At 66.5% G+C, this 20,373-nt stretch carries 19 protein-coding genes; 7 read left to right on the forward strand and 12 right to left on the reverse strand.

Annotated features, from left to right (window positions below; all coding sequences use genetic code 11):
• The first annotated feature begins 45 nt into the window (after positions 1-45).
• A complete protein-coding gene (locus IEQ11_RS22120) occupies positions 46-2,511 on the forward strand; it encodes a hypothetical protein (protein WP_191821216.1) in 2,466 nt (821 codons plus the stop codon).
• 121 nt (positions 2,512-2,632) lie between these two features.
• Here IEQ11_RS22120 and IEQ11_RS22125 read toward each other — a convergent pair whose 3' ends face one another.
• The 7 genes from IEQ11_RS22125 to IEQ11_RS22155 all read right to left on the reverse strand — a co-directional run bounded on the left by IEQ11_RS22125 (position 2,633) and on the right by IEQ11_RS22155 (position 8,989).
• The gene (locus IEQ11_RS22125) at positions 2,633-3,205 is read right to left on the reverse strand and encodes a relaxation protein (protein WP_096416464.1); all 573 of its coding nucleotides are present in this window, start codon (positions 3,203-3,205) and stop codon (positions 2,633-2,635) included.
• 336 nt (positions 3,206-3,541) lie between these two features.
• Positions 3,542-3,790: an Imm32 family immunity protein gene (locus IEQ11_RS22130; RefSeq protein WP_052756419.1), complete on the reverse strand. Its 249-nt coding sequence runs from the start codon at positions 3,788-3,790 to the stop codon at positions 3,542-3,544.
• Positions 3,791-3,861: 71 nt separating this feature from the next.
• Positions 3,862-5,100: an MFS transporter gene (locus IEQ11_RS22135; RefSeq protein WP_191821215.1), complete on the reverse strand. Its 1,239-nt coding sequence runs from the start codon at positions 5,098-5,100 to the stop codon at positions 3,862-3,864.
• A gap of 64 nt (positions 5,101-5,164) precedes the next feature.
• Entirely contained in the window at positions 5,165-6,661 is a 1,497-nt protein-coding gene (locus IEQ11_RS22140; protein WP_191821214.1) for an XVIPCD domain-containing protein, read from the reverse strand.
• A gap of 26 nt (positions 6,662-6,687) precedes the next feature.
• On the reverse strand, positions 6,688-7,173 hold the full coding sequence (locus IEQ11_RS22145) for a hypothetical protein (protein WP_191821213.1): 486 nt from the start codon (positions 7,171-7,173) through the stop codon (positions 6,688-6,690).
• A 77-nt stretch (positions 7,174-7,250) separates the two neighbouring features.
• A complete protein-coding gene (locus IEQ11_RS22150) occupies positions 7,251-7,736 on the reverse strand; it encodes a hypothetical protein (protein WP_191821212.1) in 486 nt (161 codons plus the stop codon).
• A gap of 131 nt (positions 7,737-7,867) precedes the next feature.
• Complete coding sequence (locus IEQ11_RS22155; RefSeq protein WP_228464477.1) at positions 7,868-8,989, reverse strand: metallophosphoesterase; 1,122 nt, start codon at positions 8,987-8,989, stop codon at positions 7,868-7,870.
• Positions 8,990-9,258: 269 nt separating this feature from the next.
• Here IEQ11_RS22155 and IEQ11_RS22160 point away from each other — a divergent pair, with 269 nt between their 5' ends.
• Together IEQ11_RS22160 and IEQ11_RS22165 are read left to right on the forward strand one after the other, a co-directional pair.
• Positions 9,259-9,846 (forward strand): RNA polymerase sigma factor, encoded by a 588-nt coding sequence (locus IEQ11_RS22160; protein WP_191821211.1) that lies wholly within the window; start codon positions 9,259-9,261, stop codon positions 9,844-9,846.
• The gene (locus IEQ11_RS22165; protein WP_191821210.1) at positions 9,843-10,331 is read left to right on the forward strand and encodes a hypothetical protein; all 489 of its coding nucleotides are present in this window, start codon (positions 9,843-9,845) and stop codon (positions 10,329-10,331) included. The genes IEQ11_RS22160 and IEQ11_RS22165 overlap by 4 nt, the downstream gene beginning before the upstream one ends.
• Before the next feature lie 18 nt (positions 10,332-10,349).
• Here IEQ11_RS22165 and IEQ11_RS22170 read toward each other — a convergent pair whose 3' ends face one another.
• Positions 10,350-10,760, reverse strand: coding sequence for a RidA family protein (locus IEQ11_RS22170; protein ID WP_191821209.1), 411 nt, complete (start codon positions 10,758-10,760; stop codon positions 10,350-10,352).
• A 145-nt stretch (positions 10,761-10,905) separates the two neighbouring features.
• On the opposite strand from IEQ11_RS22170, the gene IEQ11_RS22175 reads away from it, so the two are divergent.
• From IEQ11_RS22175 to IEQ11_RS22190, 4 genes are all read left to right on the forward strand, one after another.
• Complete coding sequence (locus tag IEQ11_RS22175; RefSeq protein WP_191821208.1) at positions 10,906-11,832, forward strand: LysR family transcriptional regulator; 927 nt, start codon at positions 10,906-10,908, stop codon at positions 11,830-11,832.
• A 165-nt stretch (positions 11,833-11,997) separates the two neighbouring features.
• On the forward strand, positions 11,998-12,492 hold the full coding sequence (locus tag IEQ11_RS22180) for a hypothetical protein (protein ID WP_191821207.1): 495 nt from the start codon (positions 11,998-12,000) through the stop codon (positions 12,490-12,492).
• A 38-nt stretch (positions 12,493-12,530) separates the two neighbouring features.
• Positions 12,531-13,163: a superoxide dismutase gene (locus tag IEQ11_RS22185; RefSeq protein ID WP_191821206.1), complete on the forward strand. Its 633-nt coding sequence runs from the start codon at positions 12,531-12,533 to the stop codon at positions 13,161-13,163.
• 19 nt (positions 13,164-13,182) lie between these two features.
• A complete protein-coding gene (locus tag IEQ11_RS22190; protein WP_191821205.1) occupies positions 13,183-14,091 on the forward strand; it encodes a ZIP family metal transporter in 909 nt (302 codons plus the stop codon).
• A 58-nt stretch (positions 14,092-14,149) separates the two neighbouring features.
• Here the strand turns inward: IEQ11_RS22190 and IEQ11_RS22195 are convergent, their stop codons facing one another.
• The 4 genes from IEQ11_RS22195 to IEQ11_RS22210 all read right to left on the reverse strand — a co-directional run bounded on the left by IEQ11_RS22195 (position 14,150) and on the right by IEQ11_RS22210 (position 20,299).
• On the reverse strand, positions 14,150-16,285 hold the full coding sequence (locus IEQ11_RS22195) for a WG repeat-containing protein (protein WP_191821204.1): 2,136 nt from the start codon (positions 16,283-16,285) through the stop codon (positions 14,150-14,152).
• Entirely contained in the window at positions 16,285-17,436 is a 1,152-nt protein-coding gene (locus IEQ11_RS22200) for a hypothetical protein (protein WP_191821203.1), read from the reverse strand. The genes IEQ11_RS22195 and IEQ11_RS22200 overlap by 1 nt, the downstream gene beginning before the upstream one ends.
• A 365-nt stretch (positions 17,437-17,801) precedes the next feature.
• Positions 17,802-19,007: an alginate lyase family protein gene (locus IEQ11_RS22205; protein WP_191821202.1), complete on the reverse strand. Its 1,206-nt coding sequence runs from the start codon at positions 19,005-19,007 to the stop codon at positions 17,802-17,804.
• 815 nt (positions 19,008-19,822) lie between these two features.
• Positions 19,823-20,299, reverse strand: coding sequence for a DUF4019 domain-containing protein (locus tag IEQ11_RS22210; protein WP_191821201.1), 477 nt, complete (start codon positions 20,297-20,299; stop codon positions 19,823-19,825).
• Between the last annotated feature and the right edge of the window lie 74 nt (positions 20,300-20,373).

Raw genomic sequence — 20,373 nt, forward strand, 5'->3', positions numbered from 1 at the left:
CAGCAAGGATGCATCTCGCGGATTACCACAGGGGACGCTGCACGCATGAACATCCTTTCGTCCGACGCCACCGCGTCCGGCGCCGAGCCCGACTGGGACGCGCTGATCGACAACCCTTACGACATCGGGCGGCTTGAGCGCCTGGTGCGCGCGGACCGCTGGTGGGTGGTGACCGGAATGCGGGTCAACCTCGGCGAAGCGGTGACCCGCGCGCAGAATCGCGGCCGCGCCGAGGAGGCGTTCGAGGTCAACAAGGTGCTGGTCTTCGCCGACACCGTCGACGTCCGCCACACGCCCGAGGTCCCGATCCTGTGCGGCGACTTCAGCCGGGTGATCGTGATCGCGCGTCATCTGGAAACCAACGAAAAGCTGCAACTGGAAAAACGCGGCTGGGACGTCGAGTTCTATCTGGGTTTCTATGTGTGCGGCTTCAGCCCGGTGTTGAAGACCAAGACCCTGCTGCGCTGGATGTTCTGGACCGATCCCAACCGGGGCCGTCAAGACATCCGCACCACCCACGACCTGCCCGATCCGCTGACCCGCACCCAGCTGATGGTCACCACGATGGGCCTGCACGACCCATTGCCGTTCACCGAACATCCGTTGTTCGTGTTGCTGCTGCCGCTGGAGGCCTGCACGCCGCTGCTCGAACGCATGCTGTTCGCCGCGCAGCAGCTGGCCGCCGAAGGCAAGGGCGAGCTGGCGGTGGAACTGCTCGCGCGGCTGGAGCAATTACTGGATCGCTCGCCCGACCGCCCGGCCTGGCAGACCGTCGCGCTGGGCTGCCGCGCCGCCCAGGAACTGTTGCGGCCGGTACGCTTCGACCCGGGCCAGGTGCCGTACCTGAGCGCGGCGTTCTACGGCGAATTGGCCAAGGAACACATCCCCACATTGCAAGCCTACGCCGGCACCTTCGCCCGCCTGAGCGATCGCGCCTACGACCTGGACGCGCGCAAGAAAGCCGCGCGGCTGGTGCTGGGCGAAAAGGACGACCAGGGCGCGTTCCAGAAACTCGTCACCGAGCAACTGGCGGAGAATTTCCGCATCGCCACCGCCAACGTCACCCGCGCGCAGAATTCGATCGGCCCGCAGAGCGATCAGGTCAAGCGCGCAGAAGCCGGATTCAAGGCCGGCCTGGCGGCCTGGGAAGAAGCCAAAAAGCGCGAGATGGCGATGGCCATCGTCGGCAGCGTGTTCTCGTTCGTGTCCGGCGTCGCCTCGATGTTTTCCGGCAACGCCTCGGGCGCCGCCGGCGCGGCCAAGGCCGCGGCCGATGTGGCGAGCACCGCGGCCAAACTGGCCGAGATCATGAGCAAGCTGGTCCAGGTCGGCAAGGCGATCGAGAAGATCGTGCGCCTGTGCCTGGATATCGTCGCGGCGACCGACAAACTCGACAACGCCAAGAGCTTCGCCGATGCGATGGCCGCGATCACCCGCGGCTCGCTGTCCGACGACGCCAAGGGCGCGCCGTCGGCCAATGCCTATTGGGACCAGTTGTGGGTGGAGGTCGAAACCCAGCTGGCGCCCGCGATCGACCAGAAGATCGACGGCGCCAACGAATATCTGAAAGAACTCAAGATCCTGGTGATCTACGGCCGCGCGTTGACCGCCGCGCAGATCGCCTTGCCGCCGCTGATCCAGGAAATGGCGCGGGCGAAATTGCAGTCCGAAATCGCGCGCCGGCAGCACGACGCGGTGCTGGCCGAGATCAATGCGCTGACCGCGCAGAAAGCCTTGTCCGGTCAGGCGATGGTGGTGCTGTGGGGCAACTACCGCAAGGTGCAGCGCTCGATGCTGGTGGCGCTGCAGCAGTTCGATGCCGCGTACCGCTATTGGGCCTTGACCGACGAACGCGCGCCGCGCGACAACCTGCGCGGCATCGCCGACCTCTCCGGCGACCTGGCCGAGATCGCCGACCTCAAGAAGATGCAGGGCCGCGCGCTCGACAGCTTCCGTCCGCCGCCGCAGCCGTTCGTGCAGATCAAGCACATCGTGGCGGCGGCGGCGCGCGAGGCCTTGCTCAAGGGCGAGCGGGTCGCGATCGCGCTGACGCCCAGCAACGGGCCGCTGTCGGGCTGGGGCCGGGTCAGCCGCGCCCGCGTCGGCGAAATCTTCGTCTGGGTGGACTGGGTCGAAGGCAAGCGCCCGAAGAGCGGCGCGGTCGAATTCACCGTGCGCACCAGCGGCGTGTACGACGACACTCGCCTGATCGGCGCGCAGTCGAAACTGTTCCACTTCCAGGGCGCGCCGGTCGACCTGAGCTTCCGCTACGACCTCGCCGCCAGCCCGCACGACCAGCCCAGCTGCATCCGCGCGCGCGCCGCGATCGCCGAGGACTTCCGCACCTCGTACTCCGAGCCGACCCTGTCCACCGACTGGATCATCTCCTCGCCGAAAGTTTCCGCGGGCGACAGCGAAACCGTCGACCTGACCCAGCTGAAATCGGCGATCGCCGGCATCCGCCTGGAGTTTTCCGGCAGTTACATCAAGGACCCGGACCGGATGTTCTGATCACATCGCGCGCGATACCTGCGCGCGCAGGCATCGCGGCAATTCGTCGATACCCACCGGACGAGACGAGTCCGGCGCTTCGTTGCGTCCGGACGATCGGCCGCAACGCCCGGCCCCGCGCTCAGCGTCGCGGCTGCACCACGCGATACTGTTTTTGATCGCCGTAGCTCTTGCCCTGCGGCTCGACATTGGCGCACAGGCGGCCATCGCACAGGGTCACGTCGGCCTGGTTGTAGGCGCGCAGCAGATCGGCCGCGACCCGGTTCTCGTTGATGTCGGCGCGGTACTGCCACAACAGCCAACCGCCGCCGATCAGCACCAGCAGCACGCTGCCGAACGCGGCGCCGACGACTTTCCAGACCAGATGCTTATGCAGCGATTCCATGCGCTTGAGCTGCGCGGCCAGGGTCTGCGAGCCTTCCTGCAGCAATCCGCCGGCGCTCTGCAGGCGTTTTTCGTAAGCGCCCACCGGCTGGTCCAGGCCGCTTTCCAGCCGCCCCATGACCGCGCCGGGCAGGCTGCGCAGGCTTTCGTCGGCCGATTGCCGGACCACGCCGGGCACTTGCTGGGCCAGTTGCTGCAGTTGCTGCATCACCGCGCGCTGGCTGGCGCTGATTTCCTCGCAACGCCGCTCGAACTGCTCCATCAGCACCGCGGTCTTGCTGATCAAGGCCATCAATTCGTCTTGCTGCATTGTCCCCTCCTTGAGATCGTCGTAGCCAATGATCGCGCGGGATCGCCGTGCCCATCGATGACCGCGCATGCGGCCGATCGCATCGCGGCGCGCGCACGCCCAGCCGGCCCGAGCCTATGCCAGGGCGAGGGACAAGGCAACGTGGCGGGCCGGGTGTCCAAGACACGAATCGCCGCGAGGTTGCCCGGTGCGCTCCGACACATCACGCTGCTGTCGGCGGCGCCGAAGCCGATGTCGCCGTTCTGGCCAATGGCCGGACCGGGCACCGATGCCGGCCATGCTGTCCGCTGTGCCGGCAATCGTCGTCAGGCCATGTGCGCAGCGACTCGTGGTCGATCAATCGTCGGAACGATCGCCGCCGACCACCACGAAATGCGGCGAGTCGTCGAAACCCGGTTGCCGGTCCGACAGATGCTCATGACCGTAGTTCGCGCCCATGCGCTGCATGGTGTCGGCGGCTTTGTTGAGAAAGCTGGCGATCCGCCGCAATTCGGCCGGGGTCGCGACCAGGCTGATTTCCGCCATCGCCTTGGGCTGGATCTCGCCGTTGGACCGCCCTTCATCGCTGTAACCGTGGATCTTCATGCTCGATGGTTCCAGGTGGTTCGCGGCTTGGGCGCCGATGCCGTGCTCGCATCGTTGCGTCGAGCGATGAATCAATCGGCTTCGCAAGCCACCGTCGACGGCGTTGCGCGACGCGCGTCGGCGCGCGCCCAAGCATAGATCAGCAATCCGGCCAGCGCGGTGATCGCGCCGCCCACGCCGGTCGAGGTCCAGCCGTAACCCGCGGTGATCGCCATGCCGCCCAACCACGGCCCCAGCGCATTGGCCATGTTGAACGCGGAGTGGTTGGAGGCCGCCGCCAGTGTCTGCGCCGATTTGGCGACGTCCATCAGATGCGCCTGCAACACCGTCGCCAGCGCGCCCATCGTGCCGACCGCGAGCACCGCCGGCAGCACCGTCCACACCGAGCGCGCGGCCAGCGGGAACAGCAGCAGGATGATCGCCGACCACACCAGGATCCACGCCGCCGCGCGGAACTGCAGGCGATCGAACAGCCAGCCGCCGCCGAGCGTGCCGAGAATGCCGCCGATGCCGAACGCGATCAGGCCGAACGGCACGAACGATTCGCGCACGCCGGTGACATGCACCAGGGTCGGCGCCAGATAGCTGAAGACGCAGAACATGCCGGCGAAACCGATCGCGCCGATGCCCAGCGCCAGCCATACCGGCTTGCGATTGAAATCGCGCAGTTCGCGCATCGCGTCCGGACGCGGCGCGTTCATGCCGCGCGGCAACACCCGCATCGTCATCGCCACCGTCGCCAAGGCGATCAGCGACACCAGCGCGAACGCCCAACGCCAACCGAAACTCTGCCCCAGCCACGTCGCCAGCGGATTGCCCACCAGCAACGCGACCGACAAGCCCAGCATCACCCGTCCGACCGCGGCGCCGTGTTGCTCGGGCGGGCTGATCCGCGCGGCGACCAGGGCCGCGATTCCGAAATACGCGCCGTGCGGCAGGCCGGCGACGAAGCGCGCCAGCATCAGACTGTAGTAGCCCGGCGCCAACGCGCTGGCCAGATTGCCGAACGCGTAGAAGCCCATCAGCGCCAGCAGCAGACTGCGCCGCGACATGCGCGCGCCGAGGATCGCCAGGGTCGGCGCGCCGATCACCACGCCGAGCGCATAGGCGCTGATGACATGCCCCACCTGCGGTTCGGTCACGGCCATCGCGCGGGCGATGTCGGTGATCAGCCCCATCACCACGAACTCACTGGTGCCGATGGCGAAACCACCCATGGCCAGCGCGAACACGATCAGGCCGACCTGACGGGAAGACAGAATCGGGGCGGGTGCGGGGGTGTCCGGGCGGACGGGGGCGGCGACGGTCATGGCGCCATTATTGTGCATTGCAGCATGCGGCGCCATTGCAGGATTGGCCGGACGGCCGGCGGGCCTAAACCCTCGGGCCTTTTATCGCCGGGTCGTCCTGCGCCTGCGCGGTTGCTTGTTGCGCCACGCCCTGCGCTTGTGACGGCTGCTGGGCCAGCGTGTCGCGAACCTGCTGCGAGGCCTGGGACAGGCTGGTGGCGTTGTCCTGCGCGGCGGGCAGCAAGGCCAGTTTCGCGGTCGGATTGCCTAGTTCGCCCTGACCGGCGATCAGGCCGCTGCGGTCGTTGTTGAACACGACGAAATCGATCCGGTCGAGCCGCTCGTTCTGACCGCCCTGCGGCCGCTGCGCGCCGGCGAGGCTGGCGTAAGCCAGATTGGCGGCGGCCTGCTGCAGGCGTTCGTCCGGAAATGTACCGGGCGGGATGTTCGGCGAACGCCCGATCGCGTCCATCGCTTGCTGGAAGCGTTCGTGGCCGGGGTGGTTGCGGTCGGTGATGCTGGCGGCGCCTGGAGGCGAAGAGGTCGGTTGTTGTGGTTCGGCTTGAGCGGGTTGCGTTGTCGGCGCGCCTTGCGTTGGCACGCCCTGCTCAGGCGCAGGTGCGCTTTGCTGTTGCGTCTGCACGCGCGCCGCCGGGCCGATGTTGAACTCGGCGAAACTGCCTTCGTGTACGAGCCGATTGAGGTTGACTGTAATTTCCGGGTTGTTCGTGCTCCAACCTGTGCCGATGTTGTGATCGCCTTCTCTCGCACGCTGGTTATGGCCGTAGGGATTACGAAGCGTGACCTGGGCCTCGTTGGTTCGCGGATCGCGCGACACGCCCATCACCATGTAGGCATGGCTTTCCTCGAGGCCATCGCGAACATCCCGGCCCTGCGTCGCCATCGATACCGGCCGGCCGTTCGCCAGCGCCTGCTCCACCTCGGTATAGACCGCATCCAGCTCCAACCTGGCAGCGTGCAAGGGCGCACGGTACGGCGGCGGCTCGGAGCGTGCGACATGGTCGGGGCCGGTGGGCCGCATCGGCGGGGCGGCGGGATCGAGGATGCGCAGACTACGGCCCGATTCTCCGGTCAAGGCATACACGCCGTCGCCCAGACCACCGCCGCCTGTCACCTCGCCGATCGTCCGGTAGCCCCGGTCCAGATCGACTTTTCCCTGCGCATTGCGGCCATAGAGCTCGGCGAACCCGGCCTCGATCACGGTCGGCCACAGGGGGCCATTGCGCTCGCGATTGTTGTCGGCCGTGCCACCGCCCCGTTCGCTGATGTTGCGGCGAATATCGTCTTGCGACACGACGATCGATTCCCGGATCGGATCGGTTTGCCCTTGACCACGCTCGAGCGTGTTAGGCGGGCGGTACAGCGTCACCGTGAACTCGCCGGCCTCGGCATTGAAGCGAATGGCATCGCGAATGCGATCGGGCTGCTGCTCGCCGAGTGGGCCCATCGGCGCGAGGAAATAGCAGTTGTACAGGTGGTCCTGACGGATATCCGCTGCATGAGGACGACTATCGGTTCCATATAAATCGTCGGCTGTAAATTGTCGTTCTTCCCTGGCCATATCGACTTCCTATTGTGGTGTGTTCGTCAATTTTTCGCCGCAGGCACAAGTTCCAGATAGCCCACCATACCGCGCTCACCAGTGTCGGGTAGAAAATCTCGTGTCAACACAAAGGCCACATAGCGCGGTGAGCCATCACCGAATGTCCAAAAAAACATCCTGTAATTGTCATCGCCAAACCAGCCATCGGTCTGCATCGCACCACCCAAGTTCTGCGTGACATATTGATGCGCTTTGGAACCGATCGCCGCCCCGTCGGTGGACCCGGGCGCGGTCAAGACGAAACGTTGACCTACCACCCGATATTCACGCTTCAAATACTGCTCGACCCACTGCACCATCGCCGCCTTGGCACGCTGCTGCTCGTGCGCGGGCGACACGCTGTCATACGGCTCGGGCGTTGCCCACTCCTGTAAGTCTTTGAGCGTGCTATTGGCTGGCTCGATGGTTTTGCAACTCATCAGCGCGCAACACGCCAGCAAGAGCAAAGCCGCGAGAGGGCGAAATTTCATGGTGAGTCTCCTGCGTAATGTGGCCGTGCACTGCTGTTCTTCCCTGCTCATATCGACTTCCTTTTGTCGCAGCCTGGTCAATTTTTCGCTACGGACTCAAGTTCCAGATAGCCCACCATACGGCGTTCAGGCGTACCAGGCAAAAAATCGCGGGTCAACGCGAAAGCCACATAGCGCGGTGAGCTGTCGCCGAATTTCCACACATGCAGCATGTAGTTATCATCGTCATACCAGCCATCGATGTGCATCGCGCCACCCAAGTTCTGCGTGACATATTGATGCGCCTTGGAGCCGATCGCCGCTCCCGCGGTGTCCCCGGGCGCGGTCAAGACGAAACGTTGACCGACCACTCGATATTCGTGCTTCAGATACCGCTCGACCCACTGCACCATCGCCGCCTTGGCGCGCCGCTGCTCGTGCGCGGGCGACACGCTGTCATACGGCTCGGGCGATGCCCACTCCTGCAAGTCCTTGAGCGTGCTATTGGCTGGCTCGATGGTTTTGCAGCCCGTCAGCGCGCAGCACACCAGAACGAGCAAGACCGCGAGAAGGCGAAATTTCATGGCGAGCTTCCTACTGCCGATTACCACCAGTCTAGACCGCGCCTGCCGTGGTTGCCCGCCCTTTCCAGCCGCTGTGTCGCACCCACATCCCCATACCACGCTCCAAGGTCGCACTAGAACTCACAATCGACTCAAAGCGGCACGCGTTTTCCATCCAGCGTGCCGCGCTCCAGGCGTCCGTGCTCGACGAACAGCAGTTCGCCGGAGCGGCCTTCCTTGATGCTGCTGTCGACGGCGATGACGCGGCCGTCGAAGTAAGCACCGACGTGCTCCATCGAGGTATGGCCGACGACGATGCGGCTCACGCCGAGGCGGTCGAGAATCGTCTGCACGTCGTTCTGGCCGAGCTCGCCTTGCTTGAAGTAGCCGCGATACCAGATCGGGCTGGTCTTGCCGTCGTACAGCGGCGCGTACAGCGGATCCTCTTTCACCGTGGCCTTGGCCAGGCCGAGCGATTGCCGGTAGCGCGCGTTGACCGCGTCGCGATCCAGATGCAGATCGAAATGACCCGGCTCGATGCCGCCATGGACGAACAGCAGGTCGTCGATCTTCAGCATCGTCGGCAATGTGCGCAGCCACGCGCCCAGCACGCTGTCGGCGTCGTACAGCTGCGGGTACGGCTTGCCCAACAGCTCGGCGCTGCGCAGGTACTTCGGGTTGACGTAACGCAGGTCGTCGTACAGCACCATGGTTTCGTGATTGCCGAGCAGCACATGCACGTCGCCGCCGGCGTCGCGCGCCTGCTGTTGCAGCTGATACAGCAGCCAGAACGTCTCGGTGACGCGAGGACCGCGATCGAAGACATCGCCGACCACGACCAGATGACCGCTGCCGTAGTGCCAGCGAAGCCGCTGGTCGATGACGTGATTGGCTTGCAGCAAGCGCACGGCCAGGTCGAACTGGCCGTGGATGTCGGACAGGGCGACGATGCGGTCGACGCCGCTGACGGACGAGGTGGGTTCGGCGGCCGCCTTCGCCCTGACCTCGATGGGATCGGGATAGCCGCAGCGCGGCGGTATCCGCAGCGGCCATCGCCGCGCCTTGAACGTCTTGCGGATCACCTCGCCGTCGCACACCCACTGCGCCTGCACCTGCGAGGCGCCGTAGCTCAGGTAAGGGCCGTCCTGTACCGAGGTCGCCGCGACCGCTTCGGCCTCGGCCGGTTCCTGGCTGCGCTCCTGCGCGAAGGCCGCGCCGCCCGTCGCGAGCATAGCGAGCAGGCATCCCGACAGCAGACGTGCGAAGGCGTTCATCGAAGGCGGATTCCGTTGAGAGTGACAGTGCTTCGCCGCGGCGGGATTCGCCCAAGCCTGGCACGATGCGCCGGCCTCAGCGTTGCCGAACGCGGCGCGGCGCGTGGCCGAATCTTGGACGATCCGACGCCGGTTCTCCAGCGCGCGGCCAAGCCGACGCAGGCGTATGGCGACTGTCGATCGTGGCCCCGGACCGCCTCAACGGCGCCCGGTGAACCTTTTCGCCCATTCGCCGACTACCTTAGCGACGAGTGAAGGAGAGTCCGCCGTTGGACGAGAACGCCGCCAAGCGCACACGCACCGATCAAGAGCGCACGGACCGAGCGCGCGCCGACCAGTTGCTGGTCGTGCGCTGCCAGTTGGGCGAACGCGCGGCCTTCGACGATCTGATCCGGCGCTGGTCGGGCTCGCTGCATCGGTATGCGCTGAAGCTGAGCAACGATCCGGAGCTGGCCGACGACCTCACCCAGGACGTCTGGCTGCGCGCGTTGCAAGGACTGGGAACGCTGCGCGAGGCCGCGCAGTTCCGCGCCTGGCTGTTCGGGATCGCGCACCGCACGTTCATGGACCGGCTGCGGAGCCGCTATGCCATGCCTGTGGACACCGGCGTCGATATGGACGAACTGGCGGCGGCAGACAGCGGCGACGACGAAGATCTCGAACGCGCGCTCGCCAACGGCATGGCCTCGCTGCCGATCGTCGAACGCGAAATGTTGACGTTGTTCTATCTCGAAGAGCTTTCGCTGGCCGATATCGCCGCCGCGCTGGGCATCCCGGTCGGCACGGTCAAATCGCGACTGTTCCGCGCGCGAGCGTTGTTGCGCAAACACATTGTCCCGGAGGAATCGCGCCCATGATCACTCAATCCTCGCCACGCTCGCTGGATGCGGAACTGCGGAATCTCACGACCCAGGCGCTGTCCACACGCTCGCGCTATGGCCATGTCGCCTTGCTGCTGGCGGCGCTGATGATGAGCGTGCTGCTCGGCGCATTGCTGGCGACCGAGCCGGCGTTGCCAGGCCGCACCCAGGTCGCGCTCGCGGTCATGCTCGGCATCGGCGCCAGTTGGGTCGCGTATGCGACGTGGGTGCTGCGGCATCGCCGGCCTTTGCTGGCCAATCATCGTGTCGTCGCGGGTTGGATGGCGGTGGTTTTCACCGCGCTGTTTTTCGCTGGCGCATCGGCGATGGCGCTCACCGCGGGCGGCCCGGTCTTCCAGGCCGCGGCCGCGATGGGTGCCGCGATGCTCGTCGTCGCGGTGACCGTGCTGATCCGGGCCTGTCGCAACCGCGCCCGGCTGCAGGCCCGGCGCCGGGAACTGGAACGGCAACTGGGCCTGTGACGAACGCCGCGCTATTGCTCAGGCCGCCGACGCATCCGTCCGCGGCAGCTTGGCGATCACCTTGATCTCGAATTGAAAGCCGTACAGCCAAGTCACGCCGATGCCGGTCAGAGTCGGGTATGGCGCGCTGCCCCAGTAATCGGGCAGGACATTCCAGATGGTGTCGAAGTTCGTTTCGGGATCGACGATGAACACGGTCACGTCGATCACGTCGTCGAATGTACAGCCCGCGGCTTGCAGGATCGCGTTGAGGTTGTCGAACGCGCGCCGCACCTGCGCGCTCAGTTCGGGCTCGGGCGAGCCGTCCTCGCGGCTGCCGACCTGGCCGGAGACGAACAGGAAGCCATCGGAGCGGATCGCCGGCGAGTAGCGATTGCGTTCGTACAGCGCATGGCGCCCGGCGGGAAAGACCACGTCGCGTTTATTCACTGAGTTATCTCCATCGAAGGGTCGCAGCCGACCCGCGCCGCGACGATGCGGAAACTCTAGGCCCGCCGATGCCGGGGATAAACAGGCCAATGCGGTCATCACTGTCCGTAGAATCCAAACAATCCCCGACCCGGCCGGAGCACGGATGGACCGTTTCGATGCGATGCAGGCCTTCGTTCGCGTGGTCGAAGCCGGCAGCTTCACCAAGGCGGCGCAGACCCTGCACATGAGCAAGACCAGCGTGACCCAGCTGGTGCAGCAGCTGGAAGCGCGGCTGCGCGTGCGCCTGCTCAACCGCACCACGCGCAAGCTCGCCGTCACCGCCGACGGCGCCGCTTACTACGAGCGCGTGGTGCGCCTGCTCGCCGACATGGACGATGCCGAGACCAGCCTGTCCAGCGCCTCGGCGGCGCCCAAGGGCCGGTTGCGGGTGGATGTGCCCAGCCCGCTCGCGCGCATGATCCTGATGCCGGCCTTGCCCGCGTTCCACGCGCAATACCCGGACATCCAGTTCGACATGGGCGTGAGCGATCGCATGGTCGACCTGATCGGCGAAAACGTCGACTGCGTGGTGCGCGGCGGCGCGCTCACCAATCAGTCGCTGATGGCGCGGCATGTCGGCGATCTGCAACTGCGCGTGTACGCAGCGCCAAGTTATCTGCAGCGCGCCGGCACGCTCTCGCATCCGCAAGAGCTGGAGGACAGCCATCACCGCATCGTCGGCTTCCATTGGGCGCGCAGCGGCAAGGTGTTCCGCTATGCCATGCACCGCGACAACGAAAGCATCGACGTGCAAGGCCGCTACGTGCTCGCGGTCGACGACGGCAACGCCTATCTCGCCGCGGGCCTGGCCGGCATGGGCGTGCTGTGGCTGCCGGACTACATGGCGAAGGCGCATGCGGCGAGCGGCGAACTGATCCCCTTGTTTCAGGACTGGCGGATGGAGCCGATGCCGTTGTACCTGGCGTTCCCTCCCAACCGCCATGTCAGCCGCAAACTGCGCGTATTCATCGACTGGATCGCCGAACTGATGGCGCAACACGCGCCGATCACTACCCGGCCCGATCCATGAACAACCGCGCGAAGCGTGATCCAGGTCGGGCCATGAACGCCTGATCGGACGATCCGTGCCACCGACACGACTGGACGCGCCGAGCGGCGCGTGGCTATCATCGCAGCGCCTGAATACGCACGCAGATCTTCACGCAAAGGGCCCCTTGCAACCGAGGAGCCGCCCATGCGTGCGCAGTCCAGCCTTGAACCGATCCCGCATCCGGATGCGCAAACCGGTCTCGCCCAATGGCGCGAGCTGACGCGCCAGGCCAATGCGGCCTTCGACCGACGCCAATTCGCGCATGCGCAACGCCTGTATCGACAGGCCTTGCAGACAACGCTCGCGCTGATCGCAAGTCCGGCGCTCGCCGCCTGCCCTGACGACTGTCTCGCCGCCCTGGTCGTGGCGCATCACAACGTGTCCGAAACCCATCGTCACCGTCGCGATCCGGTCGGCACGCTCGAGCACTTGTGCCTGCCGCACGAAGCCCTGATCAGCATCGCCGCCGATCCGCATGCGCCCGACGCCGCGCGTCGCCGCGCCGCGCATCACCTGAGCCGTACCCGACTCGCCCTGCTCGACTGGCAGACCCGCCACGGCGCGTGCGCGAGAACCCAGGCGCTGTTGCGCGATGGCCTGTCGGCGTTGTCGTCGCTGGGTGCCGACGCGTTTCACTGATCCGCTTTGCCCTCTCTCCCGCTTTCGGACGACCGAACATGAGCTATGAACTTCCCGCCCTGCCCTACGCCTTCGATGCACTCGAGCCGCATATCGATGCGAAGACGATGGAGATCCATCACAGCAAGCATCACCAGACCTACATCAACAATCTCAACGCCGCGCTGCAAGGCAGCGAATACGACGGCATCGCGGTGGAAACGCTGATCGCCGCGATCGACAGCCTGCCCGAGCACCTGCGCGGACCGGTGCGCAACAACGGCGGCGGTCATGCCAACCACAGCCTGTTCTGGACGGTGATGGCGCCGGCCGATCAAGGCGGCGGCGGTCGACCCGAGGGGGCCTTGGCGCAGGCGATCCAGGCCGATCTCGGCGGCTTCGACGCCTTCAAGGACGCCTTCACCAAGGCCGCGCTGACCCGCTTCGGCAGCGGCTGGGCGTGGTTGGTGGTGGGCGCGGACGGCCGGCTCAATGTGGAGAGCAGCGGCAATCAGGACAGCCCGCTGATGCGCTCGATCGGCTCGGGCGGCGTGCCTATCCTCGGCCTGGACGTGTGGGAACACGCGTATTACCTGAAGTACCAGAACCGGCGGCCGGACTACATCGCCGCGTTCTACAACGTGGTGAATTGGCCGGAAGTGGCGAGGCGATATGCACAGGCGCAGAACTGATTCCAGCGCCGAGGGCGCGATGAGCGATGCGCGCGCGACGGTGTTCGGCCGCAGGTTGAGCGTGGCGCAATGGCTCGGGTTGGTCATCCTCGCGCTCGGCGCGATGGCGATGATCGCCGACGCGTGGCGCTTCATCGACAGCGTGCCGGCGGTGCGCGCCGCCTTCGTCGGCGGTGCGGTCGCGGCCTTGGCCACCGCGCTGGGCGCGCTGCCGGTGTTGTTTTCGCAGCGCCTGTCCGATCGCATCCAGGACACCCTGTTCGGATTCGGCGCCGGCGTGATGCTCGCGGCCTGCGCGTTCTCGCTGATCATTCCGGGCCTGGCGGCGGCGCAGGCCACCGCCCAGTTCGGCGGCGGCCAGCGCGGCGCCAGCCTGGTGATCGGCCTGGCCGTGCTGTTGGGCGGGGCGACGATCATGCTGATCGATCGCGTGGTGCCGCACGAACATTTCATCAAGGGCCGCGAAGGGCAGTCGCCGGGAAAACTGCGCCGCACCTGGCTGTTCGTGTTCGCCATCGCCCTGCACAACCTGCCCGAGGGCCTGGCGATCGGCGTGGGCTACGCCGGCAACGAGGGCGCGGTGCGGGCCAACGCGCTGGCGATCGGCATCGCGATCCAGGACGTGCCCGAAGGCCTGGTGGTGGCGGTCGCGTTGCTGGCCGCGGGCTATGGCCGGCTATGGTCGGTGTTCATCGGCGCCGCGAGCGGTTTGATCGAACCGGTCGGCGCGGTGCTCGGCGCGGCCGTGACCAGCCATTCGCATGCGCTGTTGCCGTGGGGGCTGGGCTTCGCGGCGGGCGCGATGCTGTTCGTGATCAGCCACGAGATCATTCCCGAATCGCATCGCAAGGGCCATGAGCGTTTCGCCACGGCCGGGCTGATGATCGGGTTCGTGTTGATGATGGTGCTGGATACCGCGCTGGGATAGCGCCGACCCAATCGGTCGGCGCTGTGCATTCGACGCTATACACAGGCGAAGGCGAGGCTCACGGCAGATTCGGATTCGGCGCGGGATCGGTGCGGCGCCAGCGTTCGGGCAGGCCGTAGTCCTTGCAGGTGCTGCAGGTCCAATCCTGCTCACCCGCGGCCTGCAGGATCAGGCGCGGCGCCTTGGGATCGACGCAGGCCCTCTCGGACACGTCCGCGCCCGGCATCAGGATGTCGAAGCCGTTGTCGCGCTCGCAGTAGTACTCCAGATAATCCAATGCCGGCCCCTTGCGGTTGCCGATCATGCCCAGGTCGAGAATCGCGGTCGAAGCGTCCATCAGGATCATCGGCGCCACCGGCCGCGACAGCGCGCCGCGCTGCGCCGCGGCCTGGACCTGCGCGGCGTCGGTGTACTGCGCCGGCACGTAACGGCCGGCGTAAGGCGCATGCACGCTGGATACCGGCGCCTGCTGTTCGCGGATCTGGCGCGACAGCATGTCGCGCAGGCGGGCCGCCTTCTGCGGCGGCAGACCGTCGACCTGGCGCCCCTTCTCATCGTTTTCGTCGCGATACACGGTCATCCGCCCCCAACGATCCGGCGAGTCGATGTTGTAGTACTCGAACGGCACCACCACGTTCCCTTGCATGTCGATCACGCCATGCTTGCCGCCGCGTTCAGCGGCGACGATCACGAACTCCGGCCAAGGCGCGTTGACGCCCATCGGCCAGTAGCTGTCTTGCGGGTCGATGTATCGGTAATCGCCCGCGAACACCGGCTTGCCGCTGCGCAGGTCGTACAAGGTATAGCGATCGCGGTCTTCGCCTCGCCCGGAATAATCGGTATCCGAAAAAATCACATACGGCGCGGGCAGGTCGCTGTTAGGCGCGATGTCGCTATGCTTGGCCGGGATCCGCCAACGCCCGGCGCTGTCGATCACGCCCGTCTTGTCGCCCAGCTTGACGATGTACAGCGCCAGGCTCGGATAGTGCGCGATCACCTGCCACTCGGCCATCGGCAGGATCACGCGCCCGTCGGCGTCGACCACGCCGACGTCGGAGCGGGTGCCCTCAATCCAGCGCAGGGTGGAGAATTGCGGCGGCGCCTTGTTGCCATCCCGCTCGGCGAAGGCGATCGGCAAGGTTTCGATCCGGTCGTAGTCCGGCTTGACCAGCCAGCGACCGTCGCGGTCGGCAAGGCCCTCGCGATCGTCGGCGCCATCGGACGTGGCCACGGTGACGACCAGGCGAGCGGCCTGGGTCTGGTGGATGTAGAGGGCCTGCAACTCGGCGACACGACGCCCGGCCTCGTCCAGCAGCAGGACCGTGCGATTGACGTAGCGCGGCGCGGGTTCATCGCTGCCGTTCGCTTTGCGATACGCAATCGCGACCCAGCGCCGTGCGTCGGGCAGGTAATCGACTTCCGCGAACTCGCCGGGAATGGCGGGCTTGGCGGTTTCGTCCAGCACGCGGCAGCTCGGCTCATCGACAATCTCTACGCCGTTGTGTTCGCCGACCGGACGGATGCACTCGCGAATCCACGGCGAGCCCTCCAGCGCCTTGTAGTCGACGCCATCGCGGAATTCGGTCAGCGCCTTGCCGTTGCGATCGAACAACGCCGACTGGCCGCGTCGCGTTACCGCCAGCAAGGACGCAACCGCCGTGACTGAATCGTTGAGCGGCTCCAGCACGATACGTCCCTGTGCATTCATCGCGCCGGTGCGGCGCGCGCGCTGGAACGAGAACAGGCCGGTTCCCTCCAGCGCATCGAGTTCGGTATACACCGGCTCGGCCACCACACGGCCGTCCTCGCGCACCAGACCACCCTTGCCGCCCAGCACCGGCGAGCCTTCGGTGCCGATCAGCATCGCGTCCAGCGAGGGCTGGGGCGGCTCGATGTACTCGAACGGGCCGGCGATGCGCTTGCCGTGCGCGTCGAGCAGTTCGCCGCCGAGCCCGGCGCGACTCAACCATCCGCCGCCGGGCAAACGGGTGAACTCGACGGTGTCGACCGGGACCACCACGCGGCCGCGCGCGTCGCGCAGGCCCTGGCCGGTCCAGTGCGTGAGCTCATTGTTCAAGGTGAATACTTCGAGCGCGCCTTCGGCGGGCTGGGTCGTCTCGGCGGCCGACAGCGGCGCGCACAATGTCCCGGCGCAAACCAGCGCCAGCAGGGATTTGAACAGCGAACCGCGCATCAGCGCTCTCCGATCGGACAGGAAGGAACGAAACTGGCGCGATAGTCCAGCCAGATCGCGCGCGCCGACAGCAGCAGCGGCGCACCGGCTTCGGTCGACAAGCGCGTGGGGTCGATTTCGAACGCGGCCGTTTGCGCCGCCGCGCCGCAACGCTGCGCGGCGAGTTTGCACAGGCTTGCCGAATCCGAAGGCGCTCGCGGGCCGAGCCATTCGTCCCAACCGCTTGGCCCGTACGACGATTGCCGCGCCAGTTGGGTCAACGTCGCCAGCACCGGCGCGGATCGACGCGACAGTTCGGCGCCGCCCGCGGCGGCGCGGAAGTTTTGTTCGATCGGCACGGTGAGGCCGTTGCGGCAATCGATCGCCAGCACCTGCTCGACCTGCGCGTCCTCGGGCACCTTCTGCGGCCAGCGCTCCACCTCGACCCGCGAGCTGCGCGACGTCACCTCGATGACGCCGTCGCCGCGATGGCGCAGCGAGTCCAGATCGAACGCGGACAGCGAATCTTCGGCCGGCGCCGAGCGCGACCGACGCTCGCTCCGACGCGATGCCGGCGCTGCCGACTTCGGCGCCGGCAGCGGCGGCGCGTAGCGCGCGATGGCCTGGTCGTATTGCGCGCGCAAGCGTTCGAACAGCGCGCGGGCATCGGCCGGCGGCGCATCGCCGATCGCGGCGTAGTCGTAGGCGAACTCGGTCGCCGCCGCCGATTCCGGCGCGGCCGCCGAAGCGGCCTGTCGGGGCATCATCGCCAGTGCGCAGGCCAGCCAGATCTCGCTGGACGCGGGCCAGCGGTGGCTCTCCACTTCGTCCTGGCGCAAGGCGATCTGTTGCAGCTGGTCCTCATAGGGCAGATCGCGGCGCGCGATCGGACGGCTGTCGCGGTCGAGCAGCAACAAGGCCGTGTCCACGTACAGACCGCTGCGGCAGTCGAGCAGACGTTCCAGGGATTCGTAATAGCCGGCCGCGTTCTGCTCGGCGGTCCAGCCGTGCGACGAGGTGCGCGGATAGCGCGACGCCGACTCGGTAAGGCCGTCGGCGCGCAGCTTCAACCGATCGCGGTCGACCGCGTGCGCGCCGTCGCCCATGAAGCCGCCCCACCGGTCGGATGTCGCATCGGCCTGCGCCGCCATCGCCGCGCCCGCGTTCGACAATCCCAGAATCAGTGCGAGCCATGCACCGTGCCCACGTCCATGTAACCACGCCATATCGCTTCACCGTCGATGCAGATCAAGAAGGCCGGAGTTCGCGATCGCCTGACGATCACTCCTGGATCCATTGTCCCACACCGCGGCGCGGTCGCGCGCCGGGCATGCGCGCTCGGCCACGCGGTCGCCTGCTCCGTGCTGGACATCGGTGTGCCGGCGACGCGCGGCGCCGGAAAATCGATGGCGCGATGCGTTATCCCAGATCGCAGCGCATCGCCCTGCGCCCAACTCCCAGGCCGCCGTCGCCGCGGCCTGGAGCTAGCAATCGTTGAAGTCGCCGAACGACCGGCCGCAGCGCGCGGCCGATACGCTCAGTAATCGTCGCGGCCGTGGGTGGCGGTGGAATAACCCAGGAACTCGGCCGCGCTCGCGTCCGGACGACCGCGCTTGGTCGCGTTCTGAAAGTTGGGAATCGCGACGCCGCGATTGCGATACCCATTGACGGCGATATCGCTGTAACCGGAATACAGCCCGTTGGACCGGCAATCGCGCACGCCTTCGCCGTACAGGATCGACTTGGCCATGTACTCCAGCCCGCGCGCGAACCGCGGCTGCGGCTCGTTGCCGATGGTCAGCGTCCACACGCTGGTGTCGCCCTGGATCGTGGCGATTTCCGCGGCCTGCGCGATCCCGGCCAGCGAGTACTGCGGGTGATGGCAATCGCGCGCCTGCAGTTCCTGCACTTCGCCGCTGCTGTAGACGATCAGCGGAATCATCTGCTTCATCCGGGTCAGACCGGCGTTGTAGCGACTGGCGTCGTCCTGATACACGCCCGCGGCCATCATCGCCAACGCGCCGGACACGCCCCAGTTGTTGGTCCGGCTCGAGGCCTGGTTGGCCTGCGCATAGAGCTTGTTGAGATAGCCGTTGAAGCGATCCTGCTGGGCCGGCGTCCAGCCCGCCTCGCCGCCGTTGTGGTGTCGAATGATCTCCGCAGCGCTCGCCCACACCGGCAGGCCCCAGGCCGCTTCCAGCCAGGCCTGCGGCGCATCGGTGCCCGACGCCAGCGTGAACCCGGTGAATGTCGACGACCACGCATCGAGAATCTGGATCGCCTTGTCGCGGTTGCGGGTGTCGCCGCTGACGGTCCAGCGCAGCGCGTTCAAATACGCCGCCATGCTGTCGTTCTTCCAGCGCGTTTCCTGCGGACCGCCCGCGGCGCGCACCACCTGCACGGTCGCCAGCGCCGAATGCGCGTAGGTGTGCGAGCCGCGATTGTCCTGCAGCAGGCGGTTGTAGCCGGTCTTGATCGCGCTGTTCGAAGTGGACTGCACGGCCGCGCGGATGCTGTTGAGGCGGGTTTGGGTAACCAGCAGGCCGGGATGCTTGAATGGCGGAACCGCCTGGGTGGACAGTTCGCCCGCGAGGCCGATCGCGGCGATATCGTGCGCCGACGCATGCGCGGCAACGACTTCGTGATCGGCCGCGTAAGCCGCGCCGGCCCAGCAGGTCAGCAACGTCAAGGCCATAACGGTGAAACGAAGTTTCGCGGTGCGCAGCTTGCGGGTGCGTGACATAAGCATCCTCGTTCGAGTCGTCGTACGTTTGGGGGAGGCAGCGTCGATCGCGAACCCGCGCGCGTGGCGAGTCCGTACAAAAAACCAGTCGATGGTCCGGTGCCGCGACGGCGGTCATCATCGCCGCGCTGCGCGATGCCGGGCCATGGCGTCGCGCGCGAGACGACAGGGGTTTTCAGTCGGGTGCGTGAGTCATGTTGCACGACTCAAAAAGCGAAAGTTGCGACTCGCTGTGGATATGCGGCGTTGCCGAGGGCGCGAAAACACAGGTCGGTTTCGCAGTTCCGCATTCTGATCGCGGTCCGGCTTGCACGCGCGAGCCGAGCGGCGTACTGGCATCGCTAAACGCATCTGTCGATCCGCCGCCGGGCTTGAGATCGGTCGTTCACGCGGATATCGGCGAGTCGTCGCATCCGATACGTGAGCGCGGACGCGAAAACACGCGATGACCGAGGCGCTCGCCGACCTCAAGCCTGGGCTCGCAGTGCATTGCGGCGCCTCGGCGCGAGCGGCGCAATACGGCAGTCGGCCGATCCCGGTCAGGCAGAACGTCGCCAGCCAAATCGCGGTTCAGCGCTGCGGATAATTCGCGGCCGGCGCGGTATTGGCAATTGCCTCGGAACGAGCCATCGGCTTGGTGTCGCCTCATCTGGCAGCGTGCCTTGCGCAACAGATCGCCGCAGAGGCAACCGACCCGACTTCAACGAACCACGACCGAAAGCCCGGGACCCCCGGGCTTCGTCGTTTCCGCGCAATGATCCGCGGGCTTTCGTTGATGCGACGCAACGCGCCTCACGGCGACGGCGACGAATCCATCACTGGATGACATAACCGGAAAACCGCCACATGCCGTCTTCATCCCGACGCAGGGATACCAGTTCCTTCGCCAGTCGCTTGCTCTGGAACTGACTGGAGAATTCGATGCTGGCGTACAAACCCGCCGGAAGCTGGCCGCCGTCGGTCACGAGCTCGCGCCGCACCGCGATCCAGTTGCGCGAGTTGGCCGCGCCCAGCGGCTTGCGGGTCTTGCCGACATGGCCGACGAATTCATCGCGCCTGGCCGTACGCTTGGTCACGGCGGACGCGTTGTCCCAGAGCACGCCGGCCTGATCGCGATCGATCGCCTGCAATATCTGCAGCGCGCTGTTGGCCAGGGTATTGGGGTCGATGTCGCGGGCGGCCGCCTGTTGCGGCGCCGGGGCCGAGCGCGGCGCCTGAGCTTGCCCCTGGGCGATCGCCGCGCCGGACAGGATGCACAACGCCATCGCCACCGTCGTCGTGATTCGTTTCATAGCCTTACCTCGGTCGTTGCATGATGGATGGAACGGTGGACAAACCCGCATCGTGCCGGCGCTGGATTCTCAGG

This window comes from Lysobacter capsici, from assembly GCF_014779555.2.
GTDB classification, from domain to species: domain Bacteria; phylum Pseudomonadota; class Gammaproteobacteria; order Xanthomonadales; family Xanthomonadaceae; genus Lysobacter; species Lysobacter capsici.

Coding starts and splice junctions, on each gene's coding strand:
- IEQ11_RS22125 (WP_096416464.1), bottom strand. CDS start 3,205: ATGCAGCAAGACGAATTGATGGCCTTGATCAGCAAGACCGCGGTGCTG.
- IEQ11_RS22180 (WP_191821207.1), top strand. CDS start 11,998: ATGCGTGCGCAGTCCAGCCTTGAACCGATCCCGCATCCGGATGCGCAA.
- IEQ11_RS22195 (WP_191821204.1), bottom strand. CDS start 16,285: ATGCGCGGTTCGCTGTTCAAATCCCTGCTGGCGCTGGTTTGCGCCGGG.
- IEQ11_RS22165 (WP_191821210.1), top strand. CDS start 9,843: ATGATCACTCAATCCTCGCCACGCTCGCTGGATGCGGAACTGCGGAAT.
- IEQ11_RS22135 (WP_191821215.1), bottom strand. CDS start 5,100: ATGACCGTCGCCGCCCCCGTCCGCCCGGACACCCCCGCACCCGCCCCG.
- IEQ11_RS22210 (WP_191821201.1), bottom strand. CDS start 20,299: ATGAAACGAATCACGACGACGGTGGCGATGGCGTTGTGCATCCTGTCC.
- IEQ11_RS22130 (WP_052756419.1), bottom strand. CDS start 3,790: ATGAAGATCCACGGTTACAGCGATGAAGGGCGGTCCAACGGCGAGATC.
- IEQ11_RS22140 (WP_191821214.1), bottom strand. CDS start 6,661: ATGGCCAGGGAAGAACGACAATTTACAGCCGACGATTTATATGGAACC.
- IEQ11_RS22120 (WP_191821216.1), top strand. CDS start 46: ATGAACATCCTTTCGTCCGACGCCACCGCGTCCGGCGCCGAGCCCGAC.
- IEQ11_RS22145 (WP_191821213.1), bottom strand. CDS start 7,173: ATGAAATTTCGCCCTCTCGCGGCTTTGCTCTTGCTGGCGTGTTGCGCG.
- IEQ11_RS22185 (WP_191821206.1), top strand. CDS start 12,531: ATGAGCTATGAACTTCCCGCCCTGCCCTACGCCTTCGATGCACTCGAG.
- IEQ11_RS22175 (WP_191821208.1), top strand. CDS start 10,906: ATGGACCGTTTCGATGCGATGCAGGCCTTCGTTCGCGTGGTCGAAGCC.
- IEQ11_RS22205 (WP_191821202.1), bottom strand. CDS start 19,007: ATGTCACGCACCCGCAAGCTGCGCACCGCGAAACTTCGTTTCACCGTT.
- IEQ11_RS22155 (WP_228464477.1), bottom strand. CDS start 8,989: ATGAACGCCTTCGCACGTCTGCTGTCGGGATGCCTGCTCGCTATGCTC.
- IEQ11_RS22190 (WP_191821205.1), top strand. CDS start 13,183: ATGAGCGATGCGCGCGCGACGGTGTTCGGCCGCAGGTTGAGCGTGGCG.
- IEQ11_RS22150 (WP_191821212.1), bottom strand. CDS start 7,736: ATGAAATTTCGCCTTCTCGCGGTCTTGCTCGTTCTGGTGTGCTGCGCG.